Origin of the sequence: Rhodococcus sp. SMB37, assembly GCF_004345605.1 — a bacterium.
Taxonomy (GTDB): domain Bacteria; phylum Actinomycetota; class Actinomycetes; order Mycobacteriales; family Mycobacteriaceae; genus Rhodococcus.
Genome location: NZ_SLVY01000009.1, coordinates 1 through 25,851, shown reverse-complemented (window position 1 = coordinate 25,851; position 25,851 = coordinate 1). Strand labels below are relative to the sequence as shown.

Annotated in this window: 29 protein-coding genes, 2 pseudogenes and 1 riboswitch; of the genes and pseudogenes, 16 read left to right on the top strand and 15 right to left on the bottom strand. The window is 64.0% G+C overall.

Annotation, left to right across the window (positions count from 1 at the left end; translation table 11 throughout):
- Nucleotides 1–44: 44 nt before the first annotated feature.
- A complete protein-coding gene (locus tag EV641_RS15595; RefSeq protein WP_054718606.1) occupies nucleotides 45–875 on the bottom strand; it encodes an ABC transporter permease in 831 nt (276 codons plus the stop codon).
- The gene (locus EV641_RS15590) at nucleotides 872–1,858 is read right to left on the bottom strand and encodes an ATP-binding cassette domain-containing protein (RefSeq protein ID WP_054718603.1); all 987 of its coding nucleotides are present in this window, start codon (nucleotides 1,856–1,858) and stop codon (nucleotides 872–874) included. The genes EV641_RS15595 and EV641_RS15590 overlap by 4 nt, the downstream gene beginning before the upstream one ends.
- A gap of 142 nt (nucleotides 1,859–2,000) precedes the next feature.
- Between EV641_RS15590 and EV641_RS15585 the strand changes: the two genes are divergently transcribed.
- Nucleotides 2,001–3,338, top strand: coding sequence for a DNA polymerase IV (locus EV641_RS15585; protein ID WP_132472875.1), 1,338 nt, complete (start codon nucleotides 2,001–2,003; stop codon nucleotides 3,336–3,338).
- Between the two features lie 142 nt (nucleotides 3,339–3,480).
- Nucleotides 3,481–3,978, top strand: coding sequence for a hypothetical protein (locus EV641_RS15580; RefSeq protein ID WP_132472873.1), 498 nt, complete (start codon nucleotides 3,481–3,483; stop codon nucleotides 3,976–3,978).
- A 99-nt stretch (nucleotides 3,979–4,077) separates the two neighbouring features.
- On the opposite strand, the gene EV641_RS15575 is transcribed toward EV641_RS15580, so the two are convergent.
- Entirely contained in the window at nucleotides 4,078–5,034 is a 957-nt protein-coding gene (locus tag EV641_RS15575) for a hypothetical protein (RefSeq protein ID WP_241997262.1), read from the bottom strand.
- A gap of 141 nt (nucleotides 5,035–5,175) precedes the next feature.
- Here EV641_RS15575 and lspA point away from each other — a divergent pair, with 141 nt between their 5' ends.
- From lspA to EV641_RS15545, 6 genes are all read left to right on the top strand, one after another.
- A complete protein-coding gene (lspA, locus tag EV641_RS15570; protein WP_241997285.1) occupies nucleotides 5,176–5,757 on the top strand; it encodes a signal peptidase II in 582 nt (193 codons plus the stop codon).
- 14 nt (nucleotides 5,758–5,771) lie between these two features.
- Nucleotides 5,772–6,680: an RluA family pseudouridine synthase gene (locus EV641_RS15565; RefSeq protein WP_199233280.1), complete on the top strand. Its 909-nt coding sequence runs from the start codon at nucleotides 5,772–5,774 to the stop codon at nucleotides 6,678–6,680.
- A 3-nt stretch (nucleotides 6,681–6,683) separates the two neighbouring features.
- Nucleotides 6,684–7,322 carry a hypothetical protein gene (locus tag EV641_RS15560; RefSeq protein WP_132472869.1) on the top strand — a complete coding sequence of 213 codons (639 nt, stop codon included), beginning with the start codon at nucleotides 6,684–6,686 and terminating at the stop codon, nucleotides 7,320–7,322.
- Between the two features lie 10 nt (nucleotides 7,323–7,332).
- A complete protein-coding gene (gene rarD, locus EV641_RS15555) occupies nucleotides 7,333–8,253 on the top strand; it encodes an EamA family transporter RarD (protein WP_054717341.1) in 921 nt (306 codons plus the stop codon).
- A gap of 104 nt (nucleotides 8,254–8,357) precedes the next feature.
- A complete protein-coding gene (gene dnaE, locus EV641_RS15550) occupies nucleotides 8,358–11,897 on the top strand; it encodes a DNA polymerase III subunit alpha (RefSeq protein ID WP_132472867.1) in 3,540 nt (1,179 codons plus the stop codon).
- Nucleotides 11,898–12,499: 602 nt separating this feature from the next.
- Nucleotides 12,500–13,105: a hypothetical protein gene (locus EV641_RS15545; protein WP_054717335.1), complete on the top strand. Its 606-nt coding sequence runs from the start codon at nucleotides 12,500–12,502 to the stop codon at nucleotides 13,103–13,105.
- Here EV641_RS15545 and EV641_RS29490 read toward each other — a convergent pair.
- From EV641_RS29490 to EV641_RS15535, 3 genes are all read right to left on the bottom strand, one after another.
- Nucleotides 13,072–13,446 (bottom strand): hypothetical protein, encoded by a 375-nt coding sequence (locus EV641_RS29490; protein ID WP_199233284.1) that lies wholly within the window; start codon nucleotides 13,444–13,446, stop codon nucleotides 13,072–13,074. The two genes, EV641_RS15545 and EV641_RS29490, sit on opposite strands and share 34 nt — an antisense overlap.
- A 221-nt stretch (nucleotides 13,447–13,667) precedes the next feature.
- Entirely contained in the window at nucleotides 13,668–13,859 is a 192-nt protein-coding gene (locus tag EV641_RS15540) for a hypothetical protein (RefSeq protein WP_132472865.1), read from the bottom strand.
- A 273-nt stretch (nucleotides 13,860–14,132) separates the two neighbouring features.
- Complete coding sequence (locus EV641_RS15535) at nucleotides 14,133–14,417, bottom strand: hypothetical protein (RefSeq protein WP_132472863.1); 285 nt, start codon at nucleotides 14,415–14,417, stop codon at nucleotides 14,133–14,135.
- Between the two features lie 379 nt (nucleotides 14,418–14,796).
- Between EV641_RS15535 and EV641_RS15530 the strand changes: the two are divergent.
- Nucleotides 14,797–16,027, top strand: a pseudogene (locus EV641_RS15530) (IS256 family transposase).
- Between the two features lie 217 nt (nucleotides 16,028–16,244).
- On the opposite strand, the gene EV641_RS15525 reads toward EV641_RS15530, so the two are convergent.
- From EV641_RS15525 to EV641_RS15510, 4 genes are all read right to left on the bottom strand, one after another.
- Nucleotides 16,245–16,610: a pyridoxamine 5'-phosphate oxidase family protein gene (locus EV641_RS15525; protein WP_241997261.1), complete on the bottom strand. Its 366-nt coding sequence runs from the start codon at nucleotides 16,608–16,610 to the stop codon at nucleotides 16,245–16,247.
- A gap of 134 nt (nucleotides 16,611–16,744) precedes the next feature.
- The gene (locus tag EV641_RS15520) at nucleotides 16,745–17,302 is read right to left on the bottom strand and encodes an NUDIX domain-containing protein (RefSeq protein ID WP_199233272.1); all 558 of its coding nucleotides are present in this window, start codon (nucleotides 17,300–17,302) and stop codon (nucleotides 16,745–16,747) included.
- Nucleotides 17,303–17,410: 108 nt separating this feature from the next.
- The gene (locus EV641_RS15515; protein WP_054717050.1) at nucleotides 17,411–17,731 is read right to left on the bottom strand and encodes a hypothetical protein; all 321 of its coding nucleotides are present in this window, start codon (nucleotides 17,729–17,731) and stop codon (nucleotides 17,411–17,413) included.
- A 79-nt stretch (nucleotides 17,732–17,810) separates the two neighbouring features.
- Entirely contained in the window at nucleotides 17,811–18,656 is an 846-nt protein-coding gene (locus EV641_RS15510; protein WP_132472859.1) for a bifunctional 5,10-methylenetetrahydrofolate dehydrogenase/5,10-methenyltetrahydrofolate cyclohydrolase, read from the bottom strand.
- A gap of 22 nt (nucleotides 18,657–18,678) precedes the next feature.
- A riboswitch (ZMP/ZTP riboswitch) is annotated at nucleotides 18,679–18,758 on the bottom strand.
- 119 nt (nucleotides 18,759–18,877) lie between these two features.
- Here EV641_RS15510 and EV641_RS15505 point away from each other — a divergent pair.
- Nucleotides 18,878–19,336 carry a GNAT family N-acetyltransferase gene (locus EV641_RS15505; protein ID WP_158289177.1) on the top strand — a complete coding sequence of 153 codons (459 nt, stop codon included), beginning with the start codon at nucleotides 18,878–18,880 and terminating at the stop codon, nucleotides 19,334–19,336.
- Nucleotides 19,337–19,377: 41 nt separating this feature from the next.
- Here the strand turns inward: EV641_RS15505 and EV641_RS15500 are convergent, their stop codons facing one another.
- A complete protein-coding gene (locus EV641_RS15500) occupies nucleotides 19,378–20,229 on the bottom strand; it encodes a PHP domain-containing protein (RefSeq protein WP_054717047.1) in 852 nt (283 codons plus the stop codon).
- 190 nt (nucleotides 20,230–20,419) lie between these two features.
- Here EV641_RS15500 and EV641_RS15495 point away from each other — a divergent pair, with 190 nt between their 5' ends.
- The 4 genes from EV641_RS15495 (at nucleotide 20,420) to EV641_RS15480 (ending at nucleotide 21,734) form a co-directional block, all read left to right on the top strand.
- The gene (locus EV641_RS15495; RefSeq protein ID WP_054717044.1) at nucleotides 20,420–20,632 is read left to right on the top strand and encodes a hypothetical protein; all 213 of its coding nucleotides are present in this window, start codon (nucleotides 20,420–20,422) and stop codon (nucleotides 20,630–20,632) included.
- 161 nt (nucleotides 20,633–20,793) lie between these two features.
- Nucleotides 20,794–21,060 carry a hypothetical protein gene (locus EV641_RS15490; protein WP_132472855.1) on the top strand — a complete coding sequence of 89 codons (267 nt, stop codon included), beginning with the start codon at nucleotides 20,794–20,796 and terminating at the stop codon, nucleotides 21,058–21,060.
- Nucleotides 21,061–21,082: 22 nt separating this feature from the next.
- A complete protein-coding gene (locus EV641_RS15485; RefSeq protein WP_132472853.1) occupies nucleotides 21,083–21,412 on the top strand; it encodes a hypothetical protein in 330 nt (109 codons plus the stop codon).
- 52 nt (nucleotides 21,413–21,464) lie between these two features.
- On the top strand, nucleotides 21,465–21,734 hold the full coding sequence (locus tag EV641_RS15480; RefSeq protein ID WP_054720210.1) for a hypothetical protein: 270 nt from the start codon (nucleotides 21,465–21,467) through the stop codon (nucleotides 21,732–21,734).
- On the opposite strand, the gene EV641_RS15475 is transcribed toward EV641_RS15480, so the two are convergent.
- The 4 genes from EV641_RS15475 to EV641_RS15460 are packed head-to-tail and all read right to left on the bottom strand — an operon-like array spanning nucleotide 21,714 to nucleotide 23,857.
- A complete protein-coding gene (locus EV641_RS15475; RefSeq protein WP_132472851.1) occupies nucleotides 21,714–22,502 on the bottom strand; it encodes a hypothetical protein in 789 nt (262 codons plus the stop codon). The genes EV641_RS15480 and EV641_RS15475 overlap by 21 nt on opposite strands.
- Before the next feature lie 52 nt (nucleotides 22,503–22,554).
- Nucleotides 22,555–22,806, bottom strand: a complete 252-nt coding sequence (locus EV641_RS15470; protein ID WP_054720217.1) for a hypothetical protein — start codon at nucleotides 22,804–22,806, stop codon at nucleotides 22,555–22,557.
- A 53-nt stretch (nucleotides 22,807–22,859) separates the two neighbouring features.
- Complete coding sequence (locus EV641_RS15465) at nucleotides 22,860–23,516, bottom strand: hypothetical protein (RefSeq protein ID WP_132472849.1); 657 nt, start codon at nucleotides 23,514–23,516, stop codon at nucleotides 22,860–22,862.
- Nucleotides 23,516–23,857 (bottom strand): PadR family transcriptional regulator, encoded by a 342-nt coding sequence (locus tag EV641_RS15460; RefSeq protein WP_132472847.1) that lies wholly within the window; start codon nucleotides 23,855–23,857, stop codon nucleotides 23,516–23,518. The genes EV641_RS15465 and EV641_RS15460 overlap by 1 nt, the downstream gene beginning before the upstream one ends.
- 97 nt (nucleotides 23,858–23,954) lie before the next feature.
- On the opposite strand from EV641_RS15460, the pseudogene EV641_RS15455 reads away from it, so the two are divergent.
- A pseudogene (locus tag EV641_RS15455) lies at nucleotides 23,955–24,263 on the top strand (helix-turn-helix domain-containing protein); the annotation flags it as partial.
- Between the two features lie 444 nt (nucleotides 24,264–24,707).
- Nucleotides 24,708–25,469, top strand: a complete 762-nt coding sequence (locus EV641_RS15450; RefSeq protein ID WP_158289176.1) for a DUF3658 domain-containing protein — start codon at nucleotides 24,708–24,710, stop codon at nucleotides 25,467–25,469.
- Nucleotides 25,470–25,851 lie beyond the last annotated feature (382 nt).

The window sequence follows — 25,851 nt, the reverse complement described above, 5'->3', positions numbered from 1 at the left end:
AGGACCACTGGGGTCCTGCACTACTGACGGGCGGTGGTCCGGCATCACGCCTTGCGCATGTACGCGCGCACTGCCAGTGGTGCGAACACCGCCACGATGATCGCGGCACCGACCAGCGACCACACCAGGGGCATCCCGACCTGACCGTTGTTCACCAGATCTCGGACGGCTGTCACCAGGTGTGAGACCGGGTTGATGCTCACGAATGTCTGCATCCAGCCCGGCATCGTGTCGGCGGGTACGAATGCGTTGGACATGAATGTCAGCGGGAACAGCACGAGCATCGAGATGCCCTGCACAGCCGACGCCTTGTTCATCAGCACACCCATCAGCGCGAAGATCCAACTGATCGAAAAGGCGCAGACGACGACCAGAAGGCCGGCGGCCACGACACCGATGATGCCGCCTTCCGGTCGGAATCCCATTGCATACCCCATGACGAAGGTGATGGTCGTTGCAATCGCGTACCGGACGATGTCCGAGACGAGAGCGCCTGCCAGTGGTGAGATCCGGGCGATGGGAAGGGATTTGAAGCGGTCGAAGACTCCCTTGTCCATGTCTTCCCGCAGTTGGGTGCCGGTCACGACCGACGCGGTGATCACGGTCTGGACCAGGATGCCCGGAATGATGATCGGGAGGTATGACGGGACGTCGCCGGCAATGGCTCCACCGAAAATGTAGGTGAACATCAGCGTGAAGATGACCGGCTGGATCACGACGTCGAACAGCTGCTCGGGATTGTGCTTGACCTTGACGAGTCCGCGATATCCCATCGTCAAGGACTGCGCTACGGTGTCGCGCAGTCCGACGTGGCGCGCAGTGGGGAGCGGACGGGAGCCGGTGCGGGGTCGTTCCGTGGCAAGGGCGGTGGTCATGCGACGCTCGATTCGTTGTCGGAGGTGGCTGCCGGATCAGCGCCGTGCCCGGTGATGGTCAGGAACACTTCGTCCAGGCTGGGTTTGCTGACTGTGATCTCGTCGACGACGATGCCGTTGTCGCGCAACCGGATCAGCAACTCCGGGGTGATCGACGTGTCGGTCAGTGGCGCGGTGAGCCGGGCCGCCTCGGGGCTGACGGCGACGTCGGCGCCCAGGGCTTCGGTGAGAAGCGCGCGGGTCGCTTCGATGTCTGCGCTGTCGACCAGGGACAGTTGCAGCGACGACATCCCGACCGACGCCTTGAGTTCGTCGGCGGTGCCGTCCGCGATCACACGGCCGTGATCGATCACAGCGATCCGGTCGGCGAGCTGATCGGCCTCGTCGAGGTACTGGGTGGTCAGGAGCACGGTGGACCCTTCGGCGACGAGCCGGCGGATCGTGTCCCACATCTGGGCGCGGGTTCGCGGGTCGAGGCCGGTGGTCGGCTCGTCGAGGAACAACAGTGGCGGCTGTGAGATGAGGCTGGCGGCCAGGTCGAGACGACGACGCATACCGCCGGAGAAGTACTTCAGTGATTTGCTCGCGGCGTCCTCGAGTGCGAATTCCTCGAGCAGCTCGTGGGTCTTTCGCCGGGAGTCAGCGCGGCTCAGACCCAGCAGGCGTGCGAAGATCATCAGGTTCTCGGTCGCGGTCAGATCCTCGTCGACCGACGCGTACTGCCCGGTGACGCCGATCAGTGAGCGCACAGCCGTCGGTTCCGCGACGACGTCGTGCCCGAAGACCCGCGCGTTGCCGGCGTCCGGTCGCAGCAAGGTGGCGAGCATACGGATCGTCGTGGTCTTGCCCGCGCCGTTGGGACCGAGCACGCCGTAGACGGAACCGGTCGGGACAGTGAGGCTGACGCCGTCGACGGCAGTGAATGCGCCGAAACGTTTGACCAGCCCGTCGGCCTCGATGGCAGGGGGAGACGAATGGTTCATGCGTGGTGCCCTTCGGATCGTGGTTGCTGATGCCACTGTCCGCGCACCCGATTGCACGCCCCTTGCATGTCTCTTGCGTCGTGCTTGCGTGTTCGAACGCCCGGGAACCGGTGTGTTGGGCGTGTCCCTCTAACCTGGGGAGATGACCACCGCCGCGAACCGGCGCTGGGTCCTCCACGTGGACCTCGACGCCTTCTTCGCGTCCGCCGAGCAGCTCACCCGGCCGACCCTTCGGGGCCGGCCGGTCCTGGTCGGCGGTCTTGGGGCGCGCGGGGTCGTGGCAGGCGCAAGTTACGAGGCGCGCGAATTCGGTGCGCGTTCGGCGATGCCGATGAGCCGTGCACGCAGGCTCGTCGGGGCGGGTGGCGTGGTGCTCCCTCCCCGCGGTGTCGTGTATCGGGAGCTGAGCATCGCGGTGTTCGACACGCTCCGTTCCCGAGTGCCCGTGCTCGAGACACTCTCGCTCGACGAGGCGTTCGCCGAACCAGCAGAACTGGCCGGTGCCTCCGCCGAGGAAGCCGACCGCTTCTGTGCGGAGTTGCGGGCCGAGGTCCTCGAGAAGACGGGTCTCGTGGCCTCTGTGGGTGCAGGCTCGGGAAAACAGATCGCGAAGATCGGGTCGGGCCTGGCCAAGCCCGACGGCCTGCTGGTCGTGCGGCCCGAGGAAGAACTCACGTTGTTGCACAGCCTGCCCGTGCGCAGTCTGTGGGGGATCGGGCCGGTAGCCGAGGAGCGGCTACGCAAGCTGGGGATAGACACCATCGGACACCTTGCGGCACTGCCCGTCACCGAAGCCGCCTCCATTCTCGGCACCACCATCGGCCCCGGCCTGCACCGGCTCTCGAACGGACTCGACGACCGTCCCGTGGTCGAACGCGCCGAGGCTAAACAGGTCAGCGCCGAAACCACCTATCCGACAGACATCGTGACGCTGCAGCACCTGCGGCGCGCGGTGGCTACCAGTGCGACTGCTGCGCACGAGCGGCTACGCAAGGATGGACGTGCCGCGCGGACGGTCGTCCTGAAACTGCGCAAGTCCGACATGTCGATTCTCACCAGATCCACGACGTTGCCGTACTCCACCGAGGACGTGCAGGTTCTCACGGCCGCAGCTCAACGTCTCGCTCTCGACCCGCTCGAGGTCGGGCCCATCAGACTCGTCGGCGTCGGTTTCGCGGGGTTGTCGGCCATTGCGCAGGATTCGCTGTTCCCGGAACTCGATGCCCTCGAACCGGAGTCGTCGCAGGAGGACCCGGTCGACGACGGTGCATCCGAACCGGTGCAGGAGCCGGATCGGCGGTGGAGGCCCGGAACCGACGTTCGACATCCGGATTTCGGACACGGCTGGGTTCAGGGGTCGGGTCACGGCGTCGTCACGATTCGGTTCGAGACGAGGTCCACCGGCCCGGGACCTGCACGGACATTGGACGAGGCAGATCCGTTGCTGGACCACGCCGATCCGCTCTCGAGCCTGCACTGACACGTGTTACAGCCGCCCTCATGGTTCTCTCGATACCGCCGGGTACTCTTGCGGACGACCCGCCTGTCGCGGTGGACCCATCCGTTGCTGGATGACCGAGCACGAACGTCGTGTTCGTTCGAGAACGAGAAGGACGAGAATTTTGAAGCTTCGCAAGATCACCGTCGCTACGGTGGCGCTCGCCGCCGCCCTCACGATGACTGCCTGCAGCTCGGACGACGGAGGCTCGACCGAGACGACCGCGGCAACCTCGACGGCAGAGACCACGACGGAGGCCCCCGCGTCGGATTACCCGCCGGTGCCCACCGTCGAAGAACTGCAGACCATGCTCGACCAGGCCTTCGACGGCAGCATCCCGGCCGAGGAGAAGCAGAACCTCGTGCAGGGTGCAGAGCTCGACCCGACCCTGATCGATCAGGTCGCGGCAGCTGCACAGCAGGCCGGAGCCCAGGTCACCATCATCGATATCAACGACAACGAGGACGGCACCGCGACCGCCGGGATCGAGACCACCATCGGCGATCAGGTCTCCACGGGCACGGTCATGTTCGTTGCCGAGGACGGCTACTGGAAGCTGTCGCAGGACAACGCGTGCGCGATCGTGTCGCTGGCGGCTCTGCAGACGCCTGCGTGCCCGTAATTTCCTGAGCACGACCTCACTTCGTGAGATGACGACGGTGGCCGACGCGGAGATCCGCGTCGGCCACCGTCGTCTCGCCGGCTGCGTGCTCGTGCCGGCTCAGGCGTCGGGAGTATGCCAGCCGACCCGGTCCACCTGGGACTGCGACAGCCGGGTCGCTCCGTTCGGGTCGAGATAGGTCTGATCGCCGCTCACGGTGAAGTCGCCCTGAATGGGCAGTGGCTTGCTCGGGTCGATCGTCAGAGTTCCGTCGCCGGCCATCGTGTACTGCTCGACGGACAGCTGCCCCTGCCCGTTGGGCAGCATCCACGTCGACTCCTGCGGAATCTGTTCGACACGAATGTCCACTCGCACCCGGTCGTCGTCGCGCGAGACGAGAGTGGCCGTGCCGACCTGATCGATCGTGATCCCGGCGCTCATCACCTGCTGGTGGCTCTCCCACACGGCGCCCACACCGATTGCTTCGTCGGGGAACGCCACCATCCGATAGACCGCTTGGTAGAAGGCCTGTTCGAGCGCCGAGCGCGCGACATTGGGTACCGCGGTCCCGGGCTCGAGTCGCAGTGCACTGACCGCGCCGTTGGGGCCCATCGTCAGTCCGGCCCCGGAACCTCGGACCTCAGTGAGGGATGTCTCGAGGTGTGGGTCGGGGGTACTGACATCGCCGAGGACGAGATCGACCACGGTGCCGGGTGCTCCATCGGACACCGATTCCGTGACCGTGGCGGACAGTGGTGTCGTCAGTTCGGGCGTGGAGAAGTCCTGTGCCGCTTGATCGCCGATCTGCTGATGAACCTCGGAGCGTGTGGTCAGGATCACGCTCTGTTCGGTTCCGGTCGCGGGCGTCAACCGCACCACCTCGCGGGGTTCGGCTCCCGCAGCGAGAACTGTTGCGGTCACAGAGGACACGGGCACAGTCACCTCGGTCGAGGATGCGGCGGTGACGGCGGGCGTGCCGTCAGGGGTGTCACCGCATCCCGTGACGAGCGCGGTAAGCGACAGGACGGCGGCGAAGGCGCACGGCCTCGTATAGGTGAATCTCGACAGCACAGGCACGTCACCCAGGGTAGCCACGACGGGCGCGGTGGCCGCTTCGTCGGCCGTGTAGGGGATGATGGCGGGGTGAGTGACGAAGCTTCCCGACCCGATCCTGCGTTCGGTGCGCCGGAACCGCCTGCACAGGATCCCCCGGTAACCGTGCCGGCGGGACCGAGGCGGCTGCGCAATCTGCTCGTCGTGGCATTCGTGATCTACATTGCCGATCTGCTCACGAAGATCGCGGCGGTCCACTACATCGACCCGTTCGACCCGATCTCGATCGTCGGCGACACTGTGACGCTGACCCTGATCCGCAACCCCGGCGCCGCGTTCTCGATGGCGACGGGCATGACGTGGGTGCTCACACTGGTGGCGATCGGTGTCGTCATCGGTGTGATCAAGGTCGGGCGGAAGCTGCGCTCGGTCTGGTGGGCACTGGGACTGGGATTGGTGCTCGGCGGTGCTCTCGGAAATCTTACCGATCGACTGTTCCGCTCGCCCGGGCCCTTGCAGGGACACGTCGTGGACTTCGTCTCGGTCGGATGGTGGCCCGTGTTCAACGTCGCCGATTCGGCGATCGTCTGCGGCGCGATCCTGCTCGTGGCGTTGACCGTGTTCGGCATCGAACCGGACGGAAGCCGTGCGAACTCGGGGGACGCAGCGAAATCTGCAGACGCTGCTGACCCGGAGAACACACAGGACACCGAATCGGGAACCGACAGAAAGGAAAAACGTCAGTGAGAGAAACCCGGGCGATGCCCGTACCGGACGGGCTCGATGCGATGCGTGTCGACGCCGGACTGGCTCGTCTGCTCGGCTTGTCCCGGACGGTGGCTGCCGCGCTCACCGAGGAAGGCTCCGTCATCATGGATGGCGCCCCCATGGGCAAATCGGATCGCCTCTCGGCGGGATCATGGCTCGAAGTGGTCCTGCCCGAGCCTCCACGGCCGCTGACCATAGAGGCGAAGCCCGTCGAAGGCATGGAGATCCTCTACTCCGACGACGACATCGTCGCCGTCGACAAGCCGGTCGGTGTGGCCGCGCACGCGAGTGTCGGCTGGACCGGGCCGACGGTCATCGGTGGTCTGGCCGCCGCGGGCTTCCGCATCTCGACCTCCGGTGCCCACGAACGGCAGGGCATCGTGCACCGGCTCGACGTCGGCACGTCGGGTGTCATGGTCGTCGCGACCTCCGAGCGGGCGTACACCGTGCTCAAACGGGCGTTCAAACAGCGCACTATCGACAAGCGCTACCACGCACTCGTGCAGGGCCATCCGGATCCGAGCAGCGGCACCATCGATGCTCCGATCGGCAGGCATCGCGGCAGCGACTGGAAGTTCACGGTCACGGCGGACGGCAAGCCCAGCATCACGCACTACGACACCGTCGAGGCGTTCCAGGCGGCGAGTCTGCTCGACATCCACCTCGAGACCGGCCGAACCCATCAGATCCGCGTGCACTTCTCCGCTCTGCGGCACCCGTGCTGCGGCGACCTGACCTACGGCGCCGACCCGCGCCTGGCGGCTCGCCTCGGGCTGGAACGTCAGTGGCTGCACGCGCGCGCGCTCGGGTTCGCACATCCGACCCGTGGAAATTGGGTCGAGATCACCAGCAAGTACCCGGCCGATCTCGAGAACGCCCTCGACGTGTTGCGCAACGCCTGAGTCATGGCTCGGATCCTCCCGTGGTTGGCGACGGCCGCGTTGGTGCTCGCGGTGCTCCTCGCCGGTGTCCTCAATCCGGTCCGCCCGGCGTCGGTGAGCACCGACGCGCTCGGCCCCGACAACGGCGAACAGGTCTCCGACTATCTGGGCCGGGCCGAGTCGAGTCTGGTCGAGCTCGGGCCCGAGGCAAGTTGGGCGCTTGTGTCCTTCGCCGAACCGACGGATGTCGAAGCGGTAGCCGCGCTGCCCGGTGACGTGCGCGTGGCCCAGGTTCTGTTTCGGGTGCCGATCGACCGGGTGCAGACCCCGCTCGTCACCGTCGCCGTGTCGGCGCATCCGGAGGCGCTGCGGCGCGCTCCGCTCGTGGCGGCAGGGCGACTGCGCGGGGCCGTGGCGGGAAGCGATCGCGCGTCTCGGATCGCCACGGTCTCCGCTGATCGACTCGCGGCCGGCTGTGCCTGCGCGGTGGGGGCCGTCGTACGGGGTGCCGGCGACCAATTGCGAGAGGTGGCCACCGTCCCCGGAGTCCGGGTGGTGGAAGCATTGCCGCCGGACGCCGTGGCCGGGAGGTTCTCGGTGAGGCCACTGTTGCCCGAACACACCGGCACGGTGGCGCCCGGCGCCGACGACGGCGAGCCGTAGGAGCCGACGGTTGCCCACCGAACGACATGACCCGAACGCCACCGGTGTGCTCTGCGGTATCGGCGCGTATGCCTCATGGGGGTTGTTTCCGGCCTTCTTCGGACTGCTCGCGCCGGCGGGAGCGGTGGAGATCCTTGCCCATCGCGTGGTGTGGACGCTCGTCCTGATGCTGATTCTGCTCGCGGTTCTCGGTCGGCTGTCCGGCCTGCGTCATCTCGGAGCGCGGACCTGGGCGCTCGTCGCGGCGGCCTCGACGGCGATCGCCGTCAACTGGGGTGTCTACATCTATGCGGTGGTCTCCGGGCAGGTCATCGAAGCGGCACTCGGATACTTCATCAACCCGCTCGTGAGCGTTGTGTTCGGTGTGTTGTTCTTCCACGAGCGGCTCCGGCCCGCACAGATCGTTGCGTTGCTCGCGGCGACCGTCGCGGTGATGGTGATCACCTTCGACTATGGGCGTCCACCGTTCCTCGCGCTGATTCTCGCATTCTCGTTCGCGTCCTACGGCGTGATCAAGAAGGTCGTGCCCCTGGACCCTCGGACGTCCCTGGCGGGGGAGGGCGTTGTGGCGATGCCTCTCGCGGCGGCCTATCTCGCCTTTCTCGGTGTCACCGGTACAGGCACCTTCTTCGGGCACGGCGCCGGGCATTCGCTGTTGCTGATGTCGGCGGGTCTGGTGACTGCGGCGCCCTTGTTGCTGTTCGGGGCCGCTGCACATCGGGTGCCGCTTGCGACGATGGGCATGCTGCAGTACCTCACCCCGAGTCTGCAGATGGCGTGGGGAGTCCTGGTCCTGCACGAAGACATGCCCGCTTCGCGGTGGGTCGGATTCGCACTCATCTGGGCGGCACTGGTGGTGTTCAGCACCGATGCGCTGATCCGCGTGCGGCGTGTGCGCGGCGTTCGGGCCGCGGCGACGAGCGACGAGTAACGCGCATCACCGGTGCGGCGGCGGCCACCGGTGTGCCTGTCGGATCACGTCGCATCGAGCGCCTAGACTCGTCGGTGCCCACAGACTTTCCGGGAGAGGCACGCGTGGCTGACTCGTTCGTTCATCTGCACAATCACACCGAGTACTCGATGCTTGACGGCGCCGCAAAGCTCGGTCCGCTGTTCGACGAGGCGCAACGGCTCGGGATGACGGCGGTCGGCATGACCGACCACGGAAACATGTACGGTGCCAGCGAGTTCTACAACCTCGCGACGAAGGCCGGGATCAAGCCGATCATCGGGATCGAGGCGTATGTCGCACCGGAATCGCGGTTCAACACCAAGCGTGTGAAGTGGGGCGATCCCAGCCAGAAGTCCGACGACGTGTCGGGTTCCGGTGCCTACACGCACATGACGATGGTCGCCGAGAACGCCACCGGGTTGCGGAACCTGTTCAAGCTGTCTTCGCTCGCGTCCATCGAAGGCCAGCTCGGTAAGTGGGCCCGCATGGACGAAGAGCTCATCGCCACGCACCACGAGGGGATCATCGCGACCACGGGGTGCCCCTCGGGGGAGATCCAGACGAGGTTGCGGCTCGGCCACGACCGCGAGGCCCTCGAGGCCGCCGCGAAATGGCAGGAGATCTGGGGCAAGGACAACTTTTTCCTGGAACTGATGGATCACGGGCTCTCGATCGAGCGACGCGTCCGCGAAGGGCTTCTCGAGATCAGCAACAAACTCGGGATCCCGCCACTGGCCACCAACGACTGCCACTACGTCACCAAGGACGCCGCAGAGAACCACGAAGCGCTGCTGTGCATCCAGACCGGTAAGACCCTGTCGGATCCCACCCGGTTCAAGTTCGACGGTGACGGCTACTACCTCAAATCCGCGCAGGAGATGCGTGAGCTGTGGGACAGCCAGGTGCCCGGCGCGTGCGACAACACCGTGCTGATCGGCGAGCGCGTGCAGTCGTACAAGGAGGTGTGGGAGCACCACGATCGGATGCCGATCTTCCCGGTTCCGGAAGGGGAGACGCAGGCCAGCTGGCTGCACAAGGAAGTCATGCGCGGCCTCGACCGCCGATTCCCGCACGGGCCGGTTCCCGAGGAGTACCTGCGGCGCGCCGAGTACGAGATCAGCGTCATCAACGAGATGGGGTTCCCGGCGTACTTCCTCGTCGTCGGCGACCTGATCAACCATGCACGTGAGGTCGGGATCCGCGTCGGTCCGGGTCGTGGTTCTGCTGCCGGCTCGCTCGTGGCATACGCGATGGGTATCACCAACATCGACCCCATACCGCACGGCCTGCTGTTCGAGCGATTCCTCAACCCCGAACGCGTGTCGATGCCCGATATCGATATCGACTTCGACGATCGCCGTCGAGGAGAGATGGTCCGCTACGCCACCGAGAAGTGGGGCAGTGACAAGGTCGCGCAGGTCATCACCTTCGGCACCATCAAGACCAAGGCCGCGATCAAGGACGCGGCGCGCGTCCAGTTCGGTCAGCCGGGCTTCGCCATAGCCGACCAGATCACCAAGGCACTTCCTCCGCCGATCATGGCCAAGGACATCTCGGTCTCCGGCATCACCGACCCGTCGCACGAGCGGTACAAGGAAGCCGTCGAGGTCCGATCGCTCATCGACTCGAACCCGGACATCGCGAAGATCTACCAGACCGCGAAGGGCCTCGAAGGCCTGATCCGCAATGCGGGTGTGCACGCGTGTGCGGTGATCATGTCATCCGAGCCGCTCATGGACGCGATCCCGCTGTGGAAACGCGCGCAGGACGGCGCGATCATCACCGGCTGGGACTACCCGTCGTGCGAGGCCATCGGCCTGCTGAAGATGGACTTCCTGGGTCTGCGCAACCTCACGGTGATCGGCGACGCGATCGACAACATCCGGGACAACCGGGGGATCGAACTCGATCTCGACACGTTGCCGCTCGAGGATCCGGCGACCTACGAACTACTCGCCCGAGGCGACACACTCGGCGTGTTCCAGCTCGACGGCAGCGCGATGCGCGATCTGCTGCGTCGTATGCAGCCGACGGGATTCGAGGACATCGTCGCGGTGCTGGCCCTCTACCGGCCGGGCCCGATGGGCATGAACGCGCACAACGACTACGCCGACCGTAAGAACGGGCGGCAAGAGGTCAAGCCGATCCATCCGGAACTGGAGGAGCCGCTCGCGGAGATTCTCAAGGACACCTACGGCTTGATCGTGTATCAGGAGCAGATCATGCAGATCGCTCAGAAGGTGGCCGGTTACTCCCTCGGACGTGCAGATATCCTGCGTCGCGCAATGGGTAAGAAGAAGGCAGAGGTGCTCGCCGCCGAGTTCGAGGGTTTCGAAGCCGGCATGCTCGCCAACGGCTACGGCAAGGACGCGATCAAGGCGCTGTGGGACACGATCCTCCCGTTCGCCGGATACGCATTCAACAAGTCGCACGCCGCAGGCTACGGCCTCGTGTCGTTCTGGACGGCCTATCTCAAAGCGAACTATCCCGGCGAATACATGGCCGGCCTGCTCACCTCCGTCGGCGACGACAAGGACAAGGCGGCCGTCTATCTGTCCGACTGCCGCAAGATGGGCATCACCGTGCTGCCGCCGGACGTCAACGAATCGCACACCAACTTCACCTCGGTCGGTGAGGACATCCGGTTCGGGCTCGGCGCCGTCCGCAACGTCGGCACCAACGTTGTGGCGTCGATCGCCAAGGCACGTGAGGAGAAGGGGCGGTACACCGACTTCTCCGACTACCTCGGCAAGATCGATACGGTCGCGTGCACCAAGAAGGTCACCGAATCACTCATCAAGGCGGGCGGATTCGACTCGCTGAAGCATCCCCGCAAGGGGCTCATGCTCGTGCATGCCGACGCCATCGATGCCGTGATGAGCACCAAGAAGGCCGAGGCCATCGGACAGTTCGACCTGTTCGGTGGTGCCGACGCCGACGAATCGGTGGCGTCCGTGTTCAACGTCCGGATCCCCGACGAGGAGTGGGACAGCAAGCACCTCCTCGCGCTCGAACGAGAGATGCTCGGCCTGTACGTTTCCGGCCATCCGCTCAACGGTGTCGAGCACGTCCTCGCGTCGCAGGCCGACACTCAGATCCCGGCGATCCTCGAAGGCGGCCTCAAGGACGGTACTCAGGTGACGGTGGGCGGCATTCTCGCCTCCGTGAACCGCCGCATCAACAAGAACGGCCTCGCGTGGGCGTCCGCGCAGCTCGAGGACCTCACCGGTGGTATCGAGGTGCTCTTCTTCCCACAGTCGTACGCGGTGTACGGCATGGACGTCGTCGAGGACTCGGTGGTGCTCGTCAAGGCACGCGTGTCGATCCGTGACGACCGGATCTCGCTGATCGCCAACGATCTCGCAGTGCCGGATCTGTCCCAGGTGGGGGTGGCCAAACCGGTGTCGGTGGCGATGCCGACCCGGTTGTGCACCCCCGACAAGGTTGGTGCACTCAAGAATGTGCTCACCAGGCATCCCGGTACCGCCGACGTCCACGTGCGGCTGATCACGGGCAGCAAGGTGACTCTGCTCAAGCTCGACGAGAGCCTGCGCGTGGAACCCTCGTCGGCATTGATGGGCGATCTCAAGGCGTTGCTCGGCCCGAGCTGTCTGGCAACCTGAGCGCGTCCGTCGAGTACGCAGTGACCGTCGACCTGCAATGCGCCGTAGTCACGCTGTAGGTGCTGCGAGCATGTAGCGGAACGGGTGCCGGCGAACATCGCCGGCACCGGGCACCTCGGATTACGCTCGGCGAGCGTGTGGATCTTCATCAGCATGTCGGCGGCTCGCTCCGACGAATCGAGTGAGCACCCATCGGTACGAGTCGCGAGTTCGCATTCGTGGACGAGACCATCGGGCGAAAACGCGCACAACTGCGGTGACGGTGGTGTCATTCACGTGGATGACGCTGGGTCGGCGGAATCTCGGAGATACTGGCGCTTCGCCTGACGGTACGAAACCTGCCACTCGGTTCGCGCAGGTGAAGAGGGTGGTTCCGATGGAGTTTCCGATGTTTTCCCGACGCCCTTCGGGCCGTCACCGACAGCGCCACCGGCACCCCCACCGCACCGTCGGCCCGTGCAGGGAAGCGGCAGCCCTCGACCACCGGAATCGACCCGCAGACCAAGGCTGCCGCCATAGAAGCTCTGACCGCCCTCGCTCGAAGCACCCGCAGCGACGGCTCTCAGGTCGACTTTGCCGATACCCTCGCTGACATCCTGGTCGTGGTCGCCGCCAACATGGGATCGGTCGAAGGATTGCTCCGCGGCAGGCCGACCTCGTGGGAGGCCGACCTGATCCACCAGCTCATCACCGGTGCCGCAGCGGAAGAGGACCTGCCTGCGCGACGTACCGAGCCGGTTCGCGTCCCGCTCGACATCGACGAAGAATGGGACCGCTTCGGGTTGGCCGATCTTGCGCAAGAGGCATTCGACGAGATCAACGGGCGCATGCTCGAGGTGGATGACGAGAGTCCCGAATCGGGTGCCCTGGCCGACGAACATCTCGCCGTCGACGAACTCGAAGCAAGTGACCGCGCAGCCTACATCTCCGCATTCACCGCCAGCGCCCGCCGGATCGCCCAGGAACACGGCATCACAGCCTCCACCGAGGTCATCACCAGCTCATACCTCGATAGCCAGCCGGCCCACGAACCGGACGAACTCGAAGAACGCATCCGCTATGCCGCCGTCGTCCGCACGCCCCACCCGATCACCGACAGCAACGCCACAGAGCTGATGGAACAGGGAGTCAGGCGAACGGAACTTGCCGCCGCACTGCGCGCCACCGGTCACGATTACCGCGCCCGGGTTGCCCGCGTGAGCTCATGATCGAAAGCGGCTGCGCCGCGCTGAACCCTGAACGGCCACCGAGAGGGATACGTCAGCTGCGCAGTGGACCTGTACGAATCTGCTCCACAGACCGCTATGCGAATACCGCAGCAGACGGAAATGAAGAAAAAACCGAATCCGTACAACAGTCGGCTACCGCCGCCGACCTTCCAGGGTGGAGAGCAAACGAACTTCGTACCCATCAGATCGAACGCCGCCTCGCTGTCCCCGGCGACGAGAAGTTCCCGCTCACGGGCGTGCAGTGCCGCAATCGCGGTCTCGAGCTCATCGTCGGTCATCGCATCGGCGGCATCGCCGATGGCTCGCGTCCTGTCCTCCACGCGCCGAGAGTAGCCACGGTGTCGTCCGGTGTACGCACAGCCCACCAGCAGAAAAGGCGATGGTCCCCGGCGGGGGCGCCGGGGACCCTCCTTCGACCCGTCAGGGAATCACTCACCTGTCGGGGAACTCGGGTGATTGCAGCGGTCAACGTAGCGGAAGGACGTATCGGCCACCAAACAGGTGAAGCGAGTGCGACCGGCCCGAGGATGAGCTCTCGGAGTCAGTCCTCGACGGGCACGAGATCGGTCAGACGTGCCGGCCGCGGATACGTGAGCGGGCTGTCGGCGTTGACCTCGATCATCGCCATGCCGGTGTCCTCATCGATGTCTTTGACGGTGAACATGAACGTGCCGCGTGCGCTGACCTTCACCCGATCGCCGGGCTTGATGGTGGGACTGTCTCCGATCGACACGACAGAAGGGACGTGTCGTTTTCCCAGTTCACCCACAATTTAGCAAGCTATTTTCTGGATCAGGGTGGGCCGCCCCGTCTGCGCTCGGGCCAGCTCGCTCACCTCACGAACCGGGCCGCGGCTGCCCCTGCGTCCGTCTCGGCGGCCACTGCGCCCCGGAGAACCGTGGTCCCGTATGCGGCGGATGGCGATCTCCGCATCGCAGACGACTGGCGGTAGGGACATATTCCGACGTGCGCTATTGCCGGTTGTGCCCAGGTCGAGTCGTTGCAATCACCTGTAGTACGGCATGCTGTCGACCGAGTAGCCGAAAGCACACATCGCCAGTCCCATGAAGAGGCAACCAGCGGTGAACCCTCCCGCTGCAGGTCGCGCACCTTGCCAGGTCACGAACACCGTCGTCCCGATAGTCGCAACGGCACCGAGAGGTAAGCCCCACGCCAGCCAGTACAGTCCATTACCCGGCGGGAACGCAGGCACGTCCCATGCGTTGCGCAACGCGAAGACCAGCCGCCAATAGCCCACGGCGCACACGAGTATGCCGGCGAGCGCACCCACCACACCAGCGCTAACCGGAACTCGAACCGTTTATCGAACACCGTGACAACGTAACCGAGACCTGGGTCAAGCCAGCCCTCGTCACTCGGTGCTGCCTCATGGCTGACTACCCCTAGCTGTCTTCGAATGTTCCGCGGAGAACCGTGCCGCTGATGCCTGGTGGGCCAGGCTCAGGAGCCGGGGCAGGACCATCCAGATATTGGCCTTCCATAGAGTCTCGCCACAGTTCTTCCGTGTTCGCCGGCTCGCCTTCTCCTACCACCGGGTCCTCGAGCGACACGTCGGGGACTGTCTGAAAAACGGTGGATCCGGGTTGGCCTGACACGCCGAGCAGCGAGCTTGGCGGGAAGGATCGACCGTGACAGAAACACTGGAGCCCATGGCGGACGAGGTGAACCAGTTGGAACTGGCTCAGCAGCTGCTGGCCCAGGCCAAAGAGCAGGGCATCGAGCTGATGGGCCCGAACGGACTGCTGGGACAATTGACGAAGAACGTGCTCGAAACCGCGCTGGACGCGGAGATCACCGAGCACCTCGGCTATGAGAAGAACGATCCGGCCGGCCGCGGCAGCGGCAACTCCCGAAACGGCACCAGATCGAAGACCGTGCTGACCGAGATCGGCCCGGTCGAGATCGACGTCCCGAGGGACACCGACTCGAGCTTCGAACCGAAAATCGTGCGCAAGCGCCAACGCCGGTTGACCGGCATCGACGAGATCGTGCTCTCCCTCAGCGCGAAAGGGCTGACCACCGGCGAGATCTCGGCGCACTTCCAGGACATTTACGGAGCGACGGCGAAAGAAGGACACCATCTCTCGGATCACCGACAAGGTGCTCGAGGAGATGACCGAGTGGCAGAACCGGCCGCTCGACCGGGTGTATCCGGTGGTGTTCATCGACGCCATCCACGTCAAGATCCGTGACGGGCAGGTCACCAACCGACCCATCTACGTCGCGATCGGGGTGACGGTCAACGGCGAGCGCGACATCTTGGGGTTGTGGGCCGGCGACGGCGGTGAGGGCGCGAAGTTCTGGTTGGCGGTGCTCACAGAGGTCAAGAACCGCGGGGTGGCTGATGCGTGCATCGTCGTCTGTGACGGGTTGAAGGGTCTGCCGGAGGCGATCAACACCGTGTGGGAGCTGGCGGTGGTGCAGACCTGCATTATCCACTTGATCCGCAACACTTTTCGGTTCGCCCCGCGCCAACATTGGGACGAAATGTCCCGCGATCTCAAACCCGTGTACACCGCCCCGACGGAGGCCGCGGCAAAGGAACGGTTCGTGGAGTTCTCCACGAAGTGGGGACCGAAGTACCCGGCGATCGTCCGCCTGTGGGAGAACGCATGGTCGGAGTTCGTACCGTTCCTCGACTACGACGTAGAGATCCGGCGCGTGATCTGCTCGACGAACGCGATCGAGTCGGTCAATGCCCGCTACCGGCGCGCGATCCGCGCCCGTGGGCATTTCCCGACCGAGCAGTCCGCTCTGAAATGTCTCTATCTCGCGACCCGGGCCCTGGACCCAACTGGTCGGGGTAGGGCACGATGGGCGATGAGGTGGAAGCCTGCCTTGAATGCCTTCGCGATCACTTTCGAAGGACGCATCAACTAACCGATGCCAGGCCGGATCCACCGTTTATCGGACACTCCCCCGGCCGATGACATCGCCCTGCGGGAAGGCTCGTTCCCTTCCTCGGGAGCCGTCCACTCACTGGACGTTCAGACAGGACAGGCCGCGGTCGCGGTAGCTGCCGGTCGCATCCCGCCTACCTGGACGGATCCCTCGTCTCGTGGGTTCGATCGGGCGCAGGGTAAAACCCGTGGATTCGTCAATGGGTTTCAAGGAGCCATCGATCGATGGGTATCTCGATCAGCACTCGCGGACCATCTTGCGTCTCGTCGGCGGCGTCCCAGCCGTTGTATTTCTCGGCGAACGCGGCGACAAGATGGGGGAAGTGCGGAATCGCCTGATGCACGACCGCCCGCCCTTGAGCGACGTGAGGCATGGCTCCCGATCCGTCGATGGCAAGGGAGACTCGAGGATCGCGCTGTAGGTTCTTCACCTTCACGTTCACGGTTGAGCTTGCGATCCAGAATGTCTCGTCGATCAACAAGAACCATGTCGGCGCCGTGTGAGGTGAGCCGTCTCGCCGCAATGTTGTCAGCCACACGCACGGGACATCCGCGATCGTCACACCGTTGATGGTAGGTCCGCGCCGCGCAGTCATGGATGCCGGTCTAGCGGGCTCGGCCCTCAATCGGGGCACCGATCCGAGCGCACTCGCCGGATGATCCGTCGCGTGTAGATCTCGGCGTCCAGGCCCAGACATCAGACCGAGTCTGTGGCAGAGGAACACAACTTCTCAAGGAATCGGCGGAAGTGCGGATCGAACTGGCGGGGGTCGCTCGTTCGTACTTCGCTCGCTGTCCACCACCGGCCGCCACGAAATTCAGAGGGATCGAGGATGAACCGCGTGTCGCGGCGGGCCGCGATCACGTACCAAAGGCTGACATCGACATGACTGTTGTCGGCCCCCACGGTTTCGGTGACAGTGACGAATACCGGCTCAGTTCCAGTGATGGTGAAGTCGGCTTCTACCCCGAGCTCTTCCCTCGTCTCCCGTCTCGCCGCAACCAGAGGATGCTCGCCGGGTTCGACATGCCCACCAGTGGGGAGATGCAGCCCAGATTTGATGTGATCGACGAGGAACACGCTGTGGTCGGATGGGTCCACCACGACCACGTAGGACACAAGGTGACGTGAAGGTATCGCCGGCTTGACACGGCGGAAGATGTCGTTGGTGCCTTCGATCCAGGCCAGGGAATCTGAGATATGTTCCCGCTCAAGGTCATCGAGCGGATCGATGTTGGACACGAGGTCGTGCACGGAACGAACGTCAGGACGCATCGGGCGATCGTTCCAGACGACACCGACATGTACCGATCGTCATCGGTTGTGACCTGGTGAGGACGATCGAACAATCTTGCTTGTGTTTCAACGCTTACGGCGAGCCAATCCCCACCCGGACCACCGAGCAATAAGACCGGCCAGCACCCCGAGCAATGCGGGAACTACGACGAGGGCGACATACAGCCACGGTCCGGCCTCGGGTGTCTCAAGGGGCAAAGAGGTGTACCCGGAGGACATCGGCACATCCCGCAAAGGCTCGTACACACCGTCGTAGATGATGTCGGCCTTGGGTCGGGAGGACCACCACAGGTGGATTCCAGCGGCAGCCAACCCGCACACCAGGCCCACCACACCGAGAATTACAATGGTTCGGAGCGCGGACGTCGTGCCTTCGCTGTCAGTCACGCGCTCCAGTCAATCAGTTCTTGGAGAATTCGTGTGTGACGATGCTCGAGCAAGGCGAGATTTCCCTCTGAACGTGTTGTCAGCCGAAGTGGACTGAATTAGCCGCTGCGAGAGTCTGTTCGAGAAGAACTGCGATCGTCATCGGGCCGACCCCACCGGGCACAGGTGTGATGAGCCTTGCTCGCTCGGCCGCGCCGGTGTAGTCGACGTCGCCGACGTTGCCCGGGTTGTAGCCAGCGTCGATGACGACTGCACCATCCTTGATCCACTCGCCGTGGATCAGTTCGGGGCGACCGACGGCAGCGATGACGATGTCGGCGCCTCGGACCTGATCAGCCAGTTCCCAGGTGTGAGAGTGGCAGTAGGTGACGGTCGCATCTCGCGCGAGCAGCAGCATGCCGACAGGCTTTCCGAGGATCGGGCTGCGGCCGACGACGACCGCGCGTTGCCCGGCGAGTGGTACGTCGTAGGCGTCGAGGAGGCGAAGGATCCCGCCGGGGGTGCAGGAGTGGAATCCTTTTTCGCTGAAGGCCATTGCGGCGAAGCTGTGCATCGTGACGCCATCGACATCCTTGCCAGGAGTGATTGCCTCGAATGCGGCGCGTTCGTCGATATGGGCAGGGACCGGATGTTGCAGCAGAATCCCGTCAACAGCCGCGTCCGCTGACAAGGATTGGACCTCTGCGACGAGGTCGGCTGTGGTGGTGTCAGTCGGGAGTTCGACGTATCGCGACTCCATACCCACCTCGGCGCACCGGTTGCGCTTCATACGAACATAGGTGTGGGAGGAGGGGTCGTCGCCGACCAGCACGGTAGCCAGGCAGGGCCGACGCCCGTGTGTGAGGGTGAATTGCTCAATATCATGGGCAATGTCTTCCAGAAGCTTTGCCGCTACAGCGTGGCCATCGATGATCTGTGCAGTCACGGTCGGTCCTCTCGATGAAATCGAGGGACACCCAGGCGGTCGATGTCTGCTCTGCTCGCACTCCCCGGTGGTTGCCCACCTGCGCCAGTCGTGCGGTACTCAGCGTAGCGGCGTGGCTCACCGATGACTACGACCAGGAGGCAACTATCCCGATTGGAGCCTTGGGGTGGTCCTGTTCGACGATCACAGAGAAAGACCCTTTCGCTGTTAGCGTCGCTGCCATGCCGGCATTCGTAGTTGTACCAACGACCGTCGAATTCGAAGGAGTCGTCGATCTTCTGGATCTTGCCGTTGGAGGGACCGATCCGGAGCGACTCGACCGCGCCTGTGCGCGCTACCGTGTTGGAACAGCCAGCTTGGCGGCAGTGTTCACAGAGGATTCTCCTATCGGCGTCGTCGGTTACCTCTGTCACGCGGGTACGCCTCGCACAGTCGAGCTGCTTCATATCGCCACCGATCGCCACTGGCAGCGCCAAGGTATCGGTGCTGCCATGGTCCGCTGGGTTGAAGCCCAGTATCCCGGCGAGGTGATCGAAGCCCAGACAGATTGCGATGCCGTGGGCTTCTATCGGTCGATCGGATTCGGTATCGAATCGCTCGGTGAGTTGTATCCCGGTGTCGAACGGTTCCGTGCGGTCTCGACGTCCCGCTCCGCTTCGGAGGACCATCCGGTCCGTTGAGGACCTCTTGCTTGTGAATCGTGGAGAATCTGGACAGCTCTCTAACGGGTCCAGAAATCTTCCGGGCGCCGGCCGGGCCGAAACCCGAAGAACTCCGCCATCGCCACAGCTTCGGGGAAGTTGTCGGCAAGAGCCTCGGGCACGTGTGCATCGCTACCGAACGTGATGGCCCGACCGCCTTCCTCGGTCCACCATTGCGGAATCCACGGCCACAACCTGCGAGTATTCATCTCCAAGGCACGCCCACTGCCGGCAAGTGACAGCATCGCCGCTCGAAATCCCTCCTCGAAGCGTCGGGGATCGAACGGACCTTCTGTGACACTCGGCCACGCACGGACCGCGTAGTCGATGTGACAGAACACCTCGAATTCATCGGATCCGGAGACCATCCGGGGAATCTCCTCGAGGTATGCCCAGATCACCTCGTCGGCAGGCCACATGCGGAACAGGGTGTTGGGTTCGTAGCGATCGTCACCGACCTTCAGGGTGTGAAGAGACCCGTTGACCCGATCGAGGGTGGACAAGTCGACCAGCATCGATGCCTGACGCCCGAACAGGTGGGGTTGGCCGAACTCGACTCCGGCGAGGATCGTCAGGTCAGGAAACCGATGACGGCATCGATCGATGCTCTCGCGGTAGCCGGCCACCTCCAGCGGCGGTGGCCGCAGATAGCCGTCGGGGTCGAGCATGCCTTGTTGGTGGGACATCAGGTCCGCGGGCGTGGTGCGCCATGCATCGTCGAAGTCGAAGTGTTCCGTGAAGACCACTGCCGGGAGACCGATCGCAACGGCGCGTTCACACATCAGTTCCATACGGCCGGCAGCGAATGAATTCGGGCCGCCGGTATCCCAGGACCATTCGCTGTGGACGTGACTGTCGGCAGGCAGGGGCACTGCTTGATGTTCGCATGGTCTGAACTCGTTCTCCGATCCTCCGGGTTCGGGTGTGCTGTTTGGCGATGGTCGATCTGGATGTCGCCATGCGCGGTGCACTCTTACCGCGGCACCTTTCGTGCCCGGTGAGGCGACATGAACTTTCAATCGCCAGCGGGGAACCGGCTCATGTCGAGGTGCTAATCGTCGAATGGGCTCCGGTTCCGGTGACAAGACCGTCAAGAATCGGCGAACCCGCTCGCTTTTGAAGTTGGGTCAACGCGTCCGGATACGGCCGGCCGGTACGTCGGTGTTCACGATTGTCGACGTAGATGACGAGGGCCGGTTCGTCCTCGAATCGGTCGACGGAATCCCCGAAGGTTACCGGTTCCCGATGCGGGAAGAAGACCTGATCCCGGAGTAGTACGCAGACGTCGGGCGCACTCCGCGGGTATTCAAAGACGCTGGGGCTGGCGGGAGTGCTGGGCAGCCCGTGCCTGCCGTAGCTCTGACCGACCGTGCAGGTGTTCCGAAAACCGCTATTTTGTACTACACAAATAGCCAATTTTGGACTACAGTATTACTATGGCGATCACATGGACCGACAGTGCACTCAAGCACGGCATCGACATCGAGGACGCGAAACATGCCATCGCGCACGCGCACTACATGGAACAGGACTTCGACGAACCCCGCCCTCCGTCGACCATCCGGCCCACCCTGTTCCTCGGTCCGCAACGTCGACTCGGAGCACCACTGCTCGAAGTCATGGTCGAGATCGGCCGACGTGACGTGACGATCTTCCACGTCATGGAGGCCCGGAAAAAACACCTCGACCGGATGAACGACTGAGCACAGCAGGAGGAAAGAAGCCATGAGCAGCAAGAAGAACAAGGATTACGACGACGCCGCCCGATGGGCCGAGGAAGACATGGTTCTTCCCCGCAACTCGACCACCGCCCGTCGCGGGGAGGACGCCGCTGCGGCAGGCCGGGCTTTGCTCGCCCGCGCACACGCCGGCCGACCGAGTCTCGATCCGCAGGCCGAGCCCGGCACCGAGTCACCGAAGCGGCAGGTCCGCCTACCGCAGGCGGTCAGCGAGCAGGTCGACACCATCGCCGCCGCCCAGGGCCGCCGCGCCGCCGAGGTCATGCGCGAGGCCATCACGCTGTATGTGCAGGAGCATCAGACCGCACAGCGATGAGCTGCCCGCACCGGGCACATGTCGACACTCGAACACCAACGAGAGGAGCCCCATGCCACCGACCGACGCCGATCCGCCCGCCGACCAGGAGATACCCGTCTACATGCTTCCCGACGGAACGATCCTGGCCTCGACCGATGCTCACGGAAAACCCATGACCACGTTCAACGGCATGCCCGTCGGGACCGGCCCCCACGGCGAAATCGTCCTCATGCCGACCGGCTGGACCGGCGATCTCACAGGTACGCAGTGGACGCGATTTCCGGGGACGATCCTCGACGCCGCCGGACCTGCACCGCGTTCACTCTTCGGCGGGTTCTGACTGCGGGGTGGGCTGGTCGCCGCGGGTCAAGCGCCACCACAGGGACGCCGGCCGACGAGGGATCGGGTCCGTGATGATCAGATCGGCCCACTTCGGATCACTCGTATAAGGGCGGCGGCGTTCCCGCCACTGCTCCGCGAGACGAGCCACATCCGGAGTACTCATCGGAGTGGACATGGTCTCGAGCGCCTCATCGAGCCACGGAATGTAGTTGCGAATCGCCACACTCGTCGCCCGCGAACCGACGAGCTGCGACGCGAGGATCGTGGTGCGATCACACTTCATCCGCCACGCCACCTCCGCTTGACCGGCGACCGGCGACCGGTTCGCCCAGCGTTTCGGCGCCTTGGAGGGCTTCCGGACCGAGATCTCGACGCGGTGGTCGATCTCATCGGCGACTTCCACCGCCGCGGAGGTATCGAGTCCGTCGGGCAAGGTGGCGATCAGCTCTGCCGCCCGCGCTTCCAGCGGTGCGTATCCGCGATCCCCGCTCATGTACCAGAACGTGTGTCCGGTCGCGAAGTACCACCGGTCGACCAGGCGGCGTTCGATGAGCGGCGGCCTGCGGATGGCGGTGAACAGCTGCGCGGTGGTGGCCCGAGCGGTGTCACGTGCGGATTCCCACGCGGGGTCCTCGAAGTTCTTGCCGACGGCGTGCACTGTGAGAAGTTCGCTGCGGAGCTGGGCGACCGTCGCTGCGACGTGGACACGAATCGCATAGCGGCTCGACCGTGGTCGCAGAGCCCACGGGACCAGAGAAACCTTCATAGTGCCTTTCTTTCGCATCGCTATCCCCGAGGTCTCGTGGTGCACCCGTGGATCACTTGACGATGACGATCCTGTAGTCGCCCGCCGCGGCTTCCCAGCGATCGCCGGTGCGCAAGGTCAAATATCCCACCGGATTTTCGTAGGCGAGATGAATCTGACGCTGCAATTCATCGATGACCTCCTGGTCGCCGACCGCCTGGTACGCGGTGAACAAAGGCTCGTCGCCGTAGCTGGTGGGCATCTGCCGCTGAAGTACGACTTCGCCGCACTTCGTTACAGTGACCGTCGCGTTCTTGATTGCCATGGGTATTTTCCTTCGGGGAAGAGGGATGCGGTAGGCGAGCATTGCGGGTGTGTTCACTCACCGCGACAGGCGAGAATCCGGAACCGGGCGAACGCAATTGCGGCGGCCAGCACCGCGCACACACCCGCGATCACTGCGACATAGGTGGGTATCGAGGTGGTGAATCCCATCGACCATGCGATCGCCACGCCGATGGCAATCGCAGCCAGCGCCGCGACCGGAAGCAGGAACGCCAACGACGTCACCGTTTCCGATCGTCGGGGATCCCCGAGAACCGTCAACGCACTCCACGCCCCGGCGAGAGCCATCAGATACGCCAGGGCGCCACTGACAAGATAGATACCGAAGACCAGTAGGTACGGCTCGATCACGATGCCGCTGTCGAAACCGACGTAGAGAACCGCGAACAGAAGACCCATGCCTACGGCAACGCCGACCAAGGTGGCCGGCACAATCGCCGCGTACCGTCCGGCGCACCCGGTCATGCCCCGCTCGTCGGCCCATGCACGCATCGTGGCGGCGACGTCGTCGCCGGTCACAGCTGAGGGAGGCAAGCCTGCTTCGGCGGCTGCGGTGAGTTCGTTGGACAACTCATCCCCCATTTCGCGGCGATCGGTGCGCCGTACCGCCGCTCGCCGCCAGGTGATCTTCGCTTGGCGCAGGATCGACGGGTCGATAGTGAAGCCCGATGCGGTCTTCGAGGTGTTCATCAGGTGCTCTCCCCAGGAGTGTTCAGTAGTGCGGTGACCGACGCTGCGACGGCGTTCCATTCAGCCCTGCCGCTGTCGAGAGCCTCGCGTCCTTGCTCAGTGAGCGAGTAGTACTTACGAGGCGGACCGGAGGGCGACGGGCGTTGTTCGGAGCGCACCAGGCCCGACTTCTCCAGACGCGCCAGCAGCGGATAGGACGATCCTCCGGCGACGAGAAGGTCACGGGCGCCGAGCCGTTCGGTGAGTTCATACCCGTAGACCGACTGCTCGTCGTCGAGGAGTGCGAGCAGGCAGATGTCGAGCACTCCACGAAGGATCAGGCTGCGCCGTTCAGCTACCATGCATAACATGGTAGCACTGCTTACTCTGCCACTGTGGACCAAGCCGCTAGTGGTGTGTCTCTCAAATAAATGATTGTTAGTCCGGTAGGATTCCCGCATGAGAAAGCCGGTACCTGCCCTGGAAATGACCCCGGGGCAACGTGAGGTGCTCGAATCGTTGGCGCGGTCGCAGTCCGGCGCGCACCGAGAAGTGGTGCGCGCGAAAGCCTTGTTGATGGCGGCCGACGGCCTGGCCAACACCTCGATCGCGCGAGCCTTGTCCGTCTCGCCAGGGTCGGTATCGAACTGGCGGGCACGGTTCACCGAGGACGGAGTGGCGCGGTTGGGTGAAGTCCGCAAAGGACGCGGCCGCAAGGCTTCGATCCCGCAGGAGACGATCGAGAGGATTCTCGATCTCACACAGAACTGCGGCACCTTTCGCACGGTGAGGCGACTCGAACTTTCACTCGCCAGCGGGAACCGGCTCATGTCGAGGTGTCGATCGTCGAACGGGTTCCGGTTCCGGTGACAAGACCGTCAAGAATCGGCGAACCCGCTCGCTTTTGAAGGTGGGTGATCGCGTCCGTATTCGTCCGGCGGGCGCGTCGGTGTTTACGATTGTCGACGTCGACGACGAGGGCCGGTTCGTCCTCGAGTCGGTCGACGGAATGCAGTATCAGCGGCGGCGCTCCAAGCTCCGGGGCCCCGGATCGATACCGACACCGCTGCCGCATTTCGGCTGCGGCCGTGTCGAACAGATGTCGGAACTGGCCGGGTACGGTCGCAGTCTCTGCCAATGGGGGGATTGTCGATTTCGCCTTGACCCGACATCGGGTCGACATCTTCGATGCAGTCGGATATGACGGAGGTTGTGACGACGAACCATATTGCGCCCAGCTTCACCGCAGGGGTTGCACTGCACAAGGCGCTGTCCGCTGCAGGTGCCGAGTGCACGATTCTGGCCAACATCGACGATCTCAGCCAGGGGCCGATCGATGCGCGGTCGATGCGCCGTCACGCATCTGGCTGGCTGTTCAGCCATGTCACCGCGCGCGAAGAACACTCTCGTCATATCGCGTGGCTACCTGCTTACGGGCGGTGGGATCCACAATTCATCGACGTGGATACCCCTACGGTGCTCTGGTTCGGTAGGAGATCTGCTGAAGAAATGTGCAGCATGCTGTATTTCGCGAGCGCTGCCACGGGCCGACCGTGGTCCTTCATCGACGTCACCGAAAGTAACGAATATAAGAGCGTCTCCTCCACGAGCCCATCAGAGCTAGAGTTGCTCGTCGATACCCAAGTACCAATGGACGACACGCAGTCCCGCGAGCTGGCCGAACGTTGGCGAATTCTTCAACACGAAAACGCGCCGTTTCGGGTGCTGACCGGTTCCACTCTGACATCGGTGCCGGAAGATTACTTCGATAGGTTGTTGCTTGAAAATACGCCGACTCTACCGACACCGATGAGTCGAGTGATTGCTGAAACTATGGGCGGGGCACAGTCAGGACCAGTATCTGATTATGTATTGAGGGGACGATTGATCGCGTTGATATCCGAGGGGACCATCGCAGCAGAGGGCAACCCCAGCACCATGGAATCGTGCCTCATACACCGCGTAGGTGCATGACCCAACCCCGCGACGTGTGCGCCGTTTTCCGGAATCCGCTGCTCCCTGAGTGGTCTACATGCTAGATCAGGTGACGTAGGTACCGCTCAGGATCGGAGAGAAAGTCCCTGGTCAGGCGAACGGGTGACGCATCACTGTAGGAAGTGTCGACGATGCTCCCATCGTCGCGAATCTCGAAAATCTGAGCCCCGGGAACCGCTAACCTGGATCTTTCGTGCGGCCCGCGTGCCGACCTGAGCGGTTTCGGATTGCTGTGGAAACCGTGGATTCGCTGAGTGGCCACGGCCCAGGGTCACGTCAAAGTCGTCTTTCCGCTGGTGAGAACCAGTTCTATCGCATCCTGAATGCAGAGTTGATACCGTCGGCAGGCCGCAGCGATATT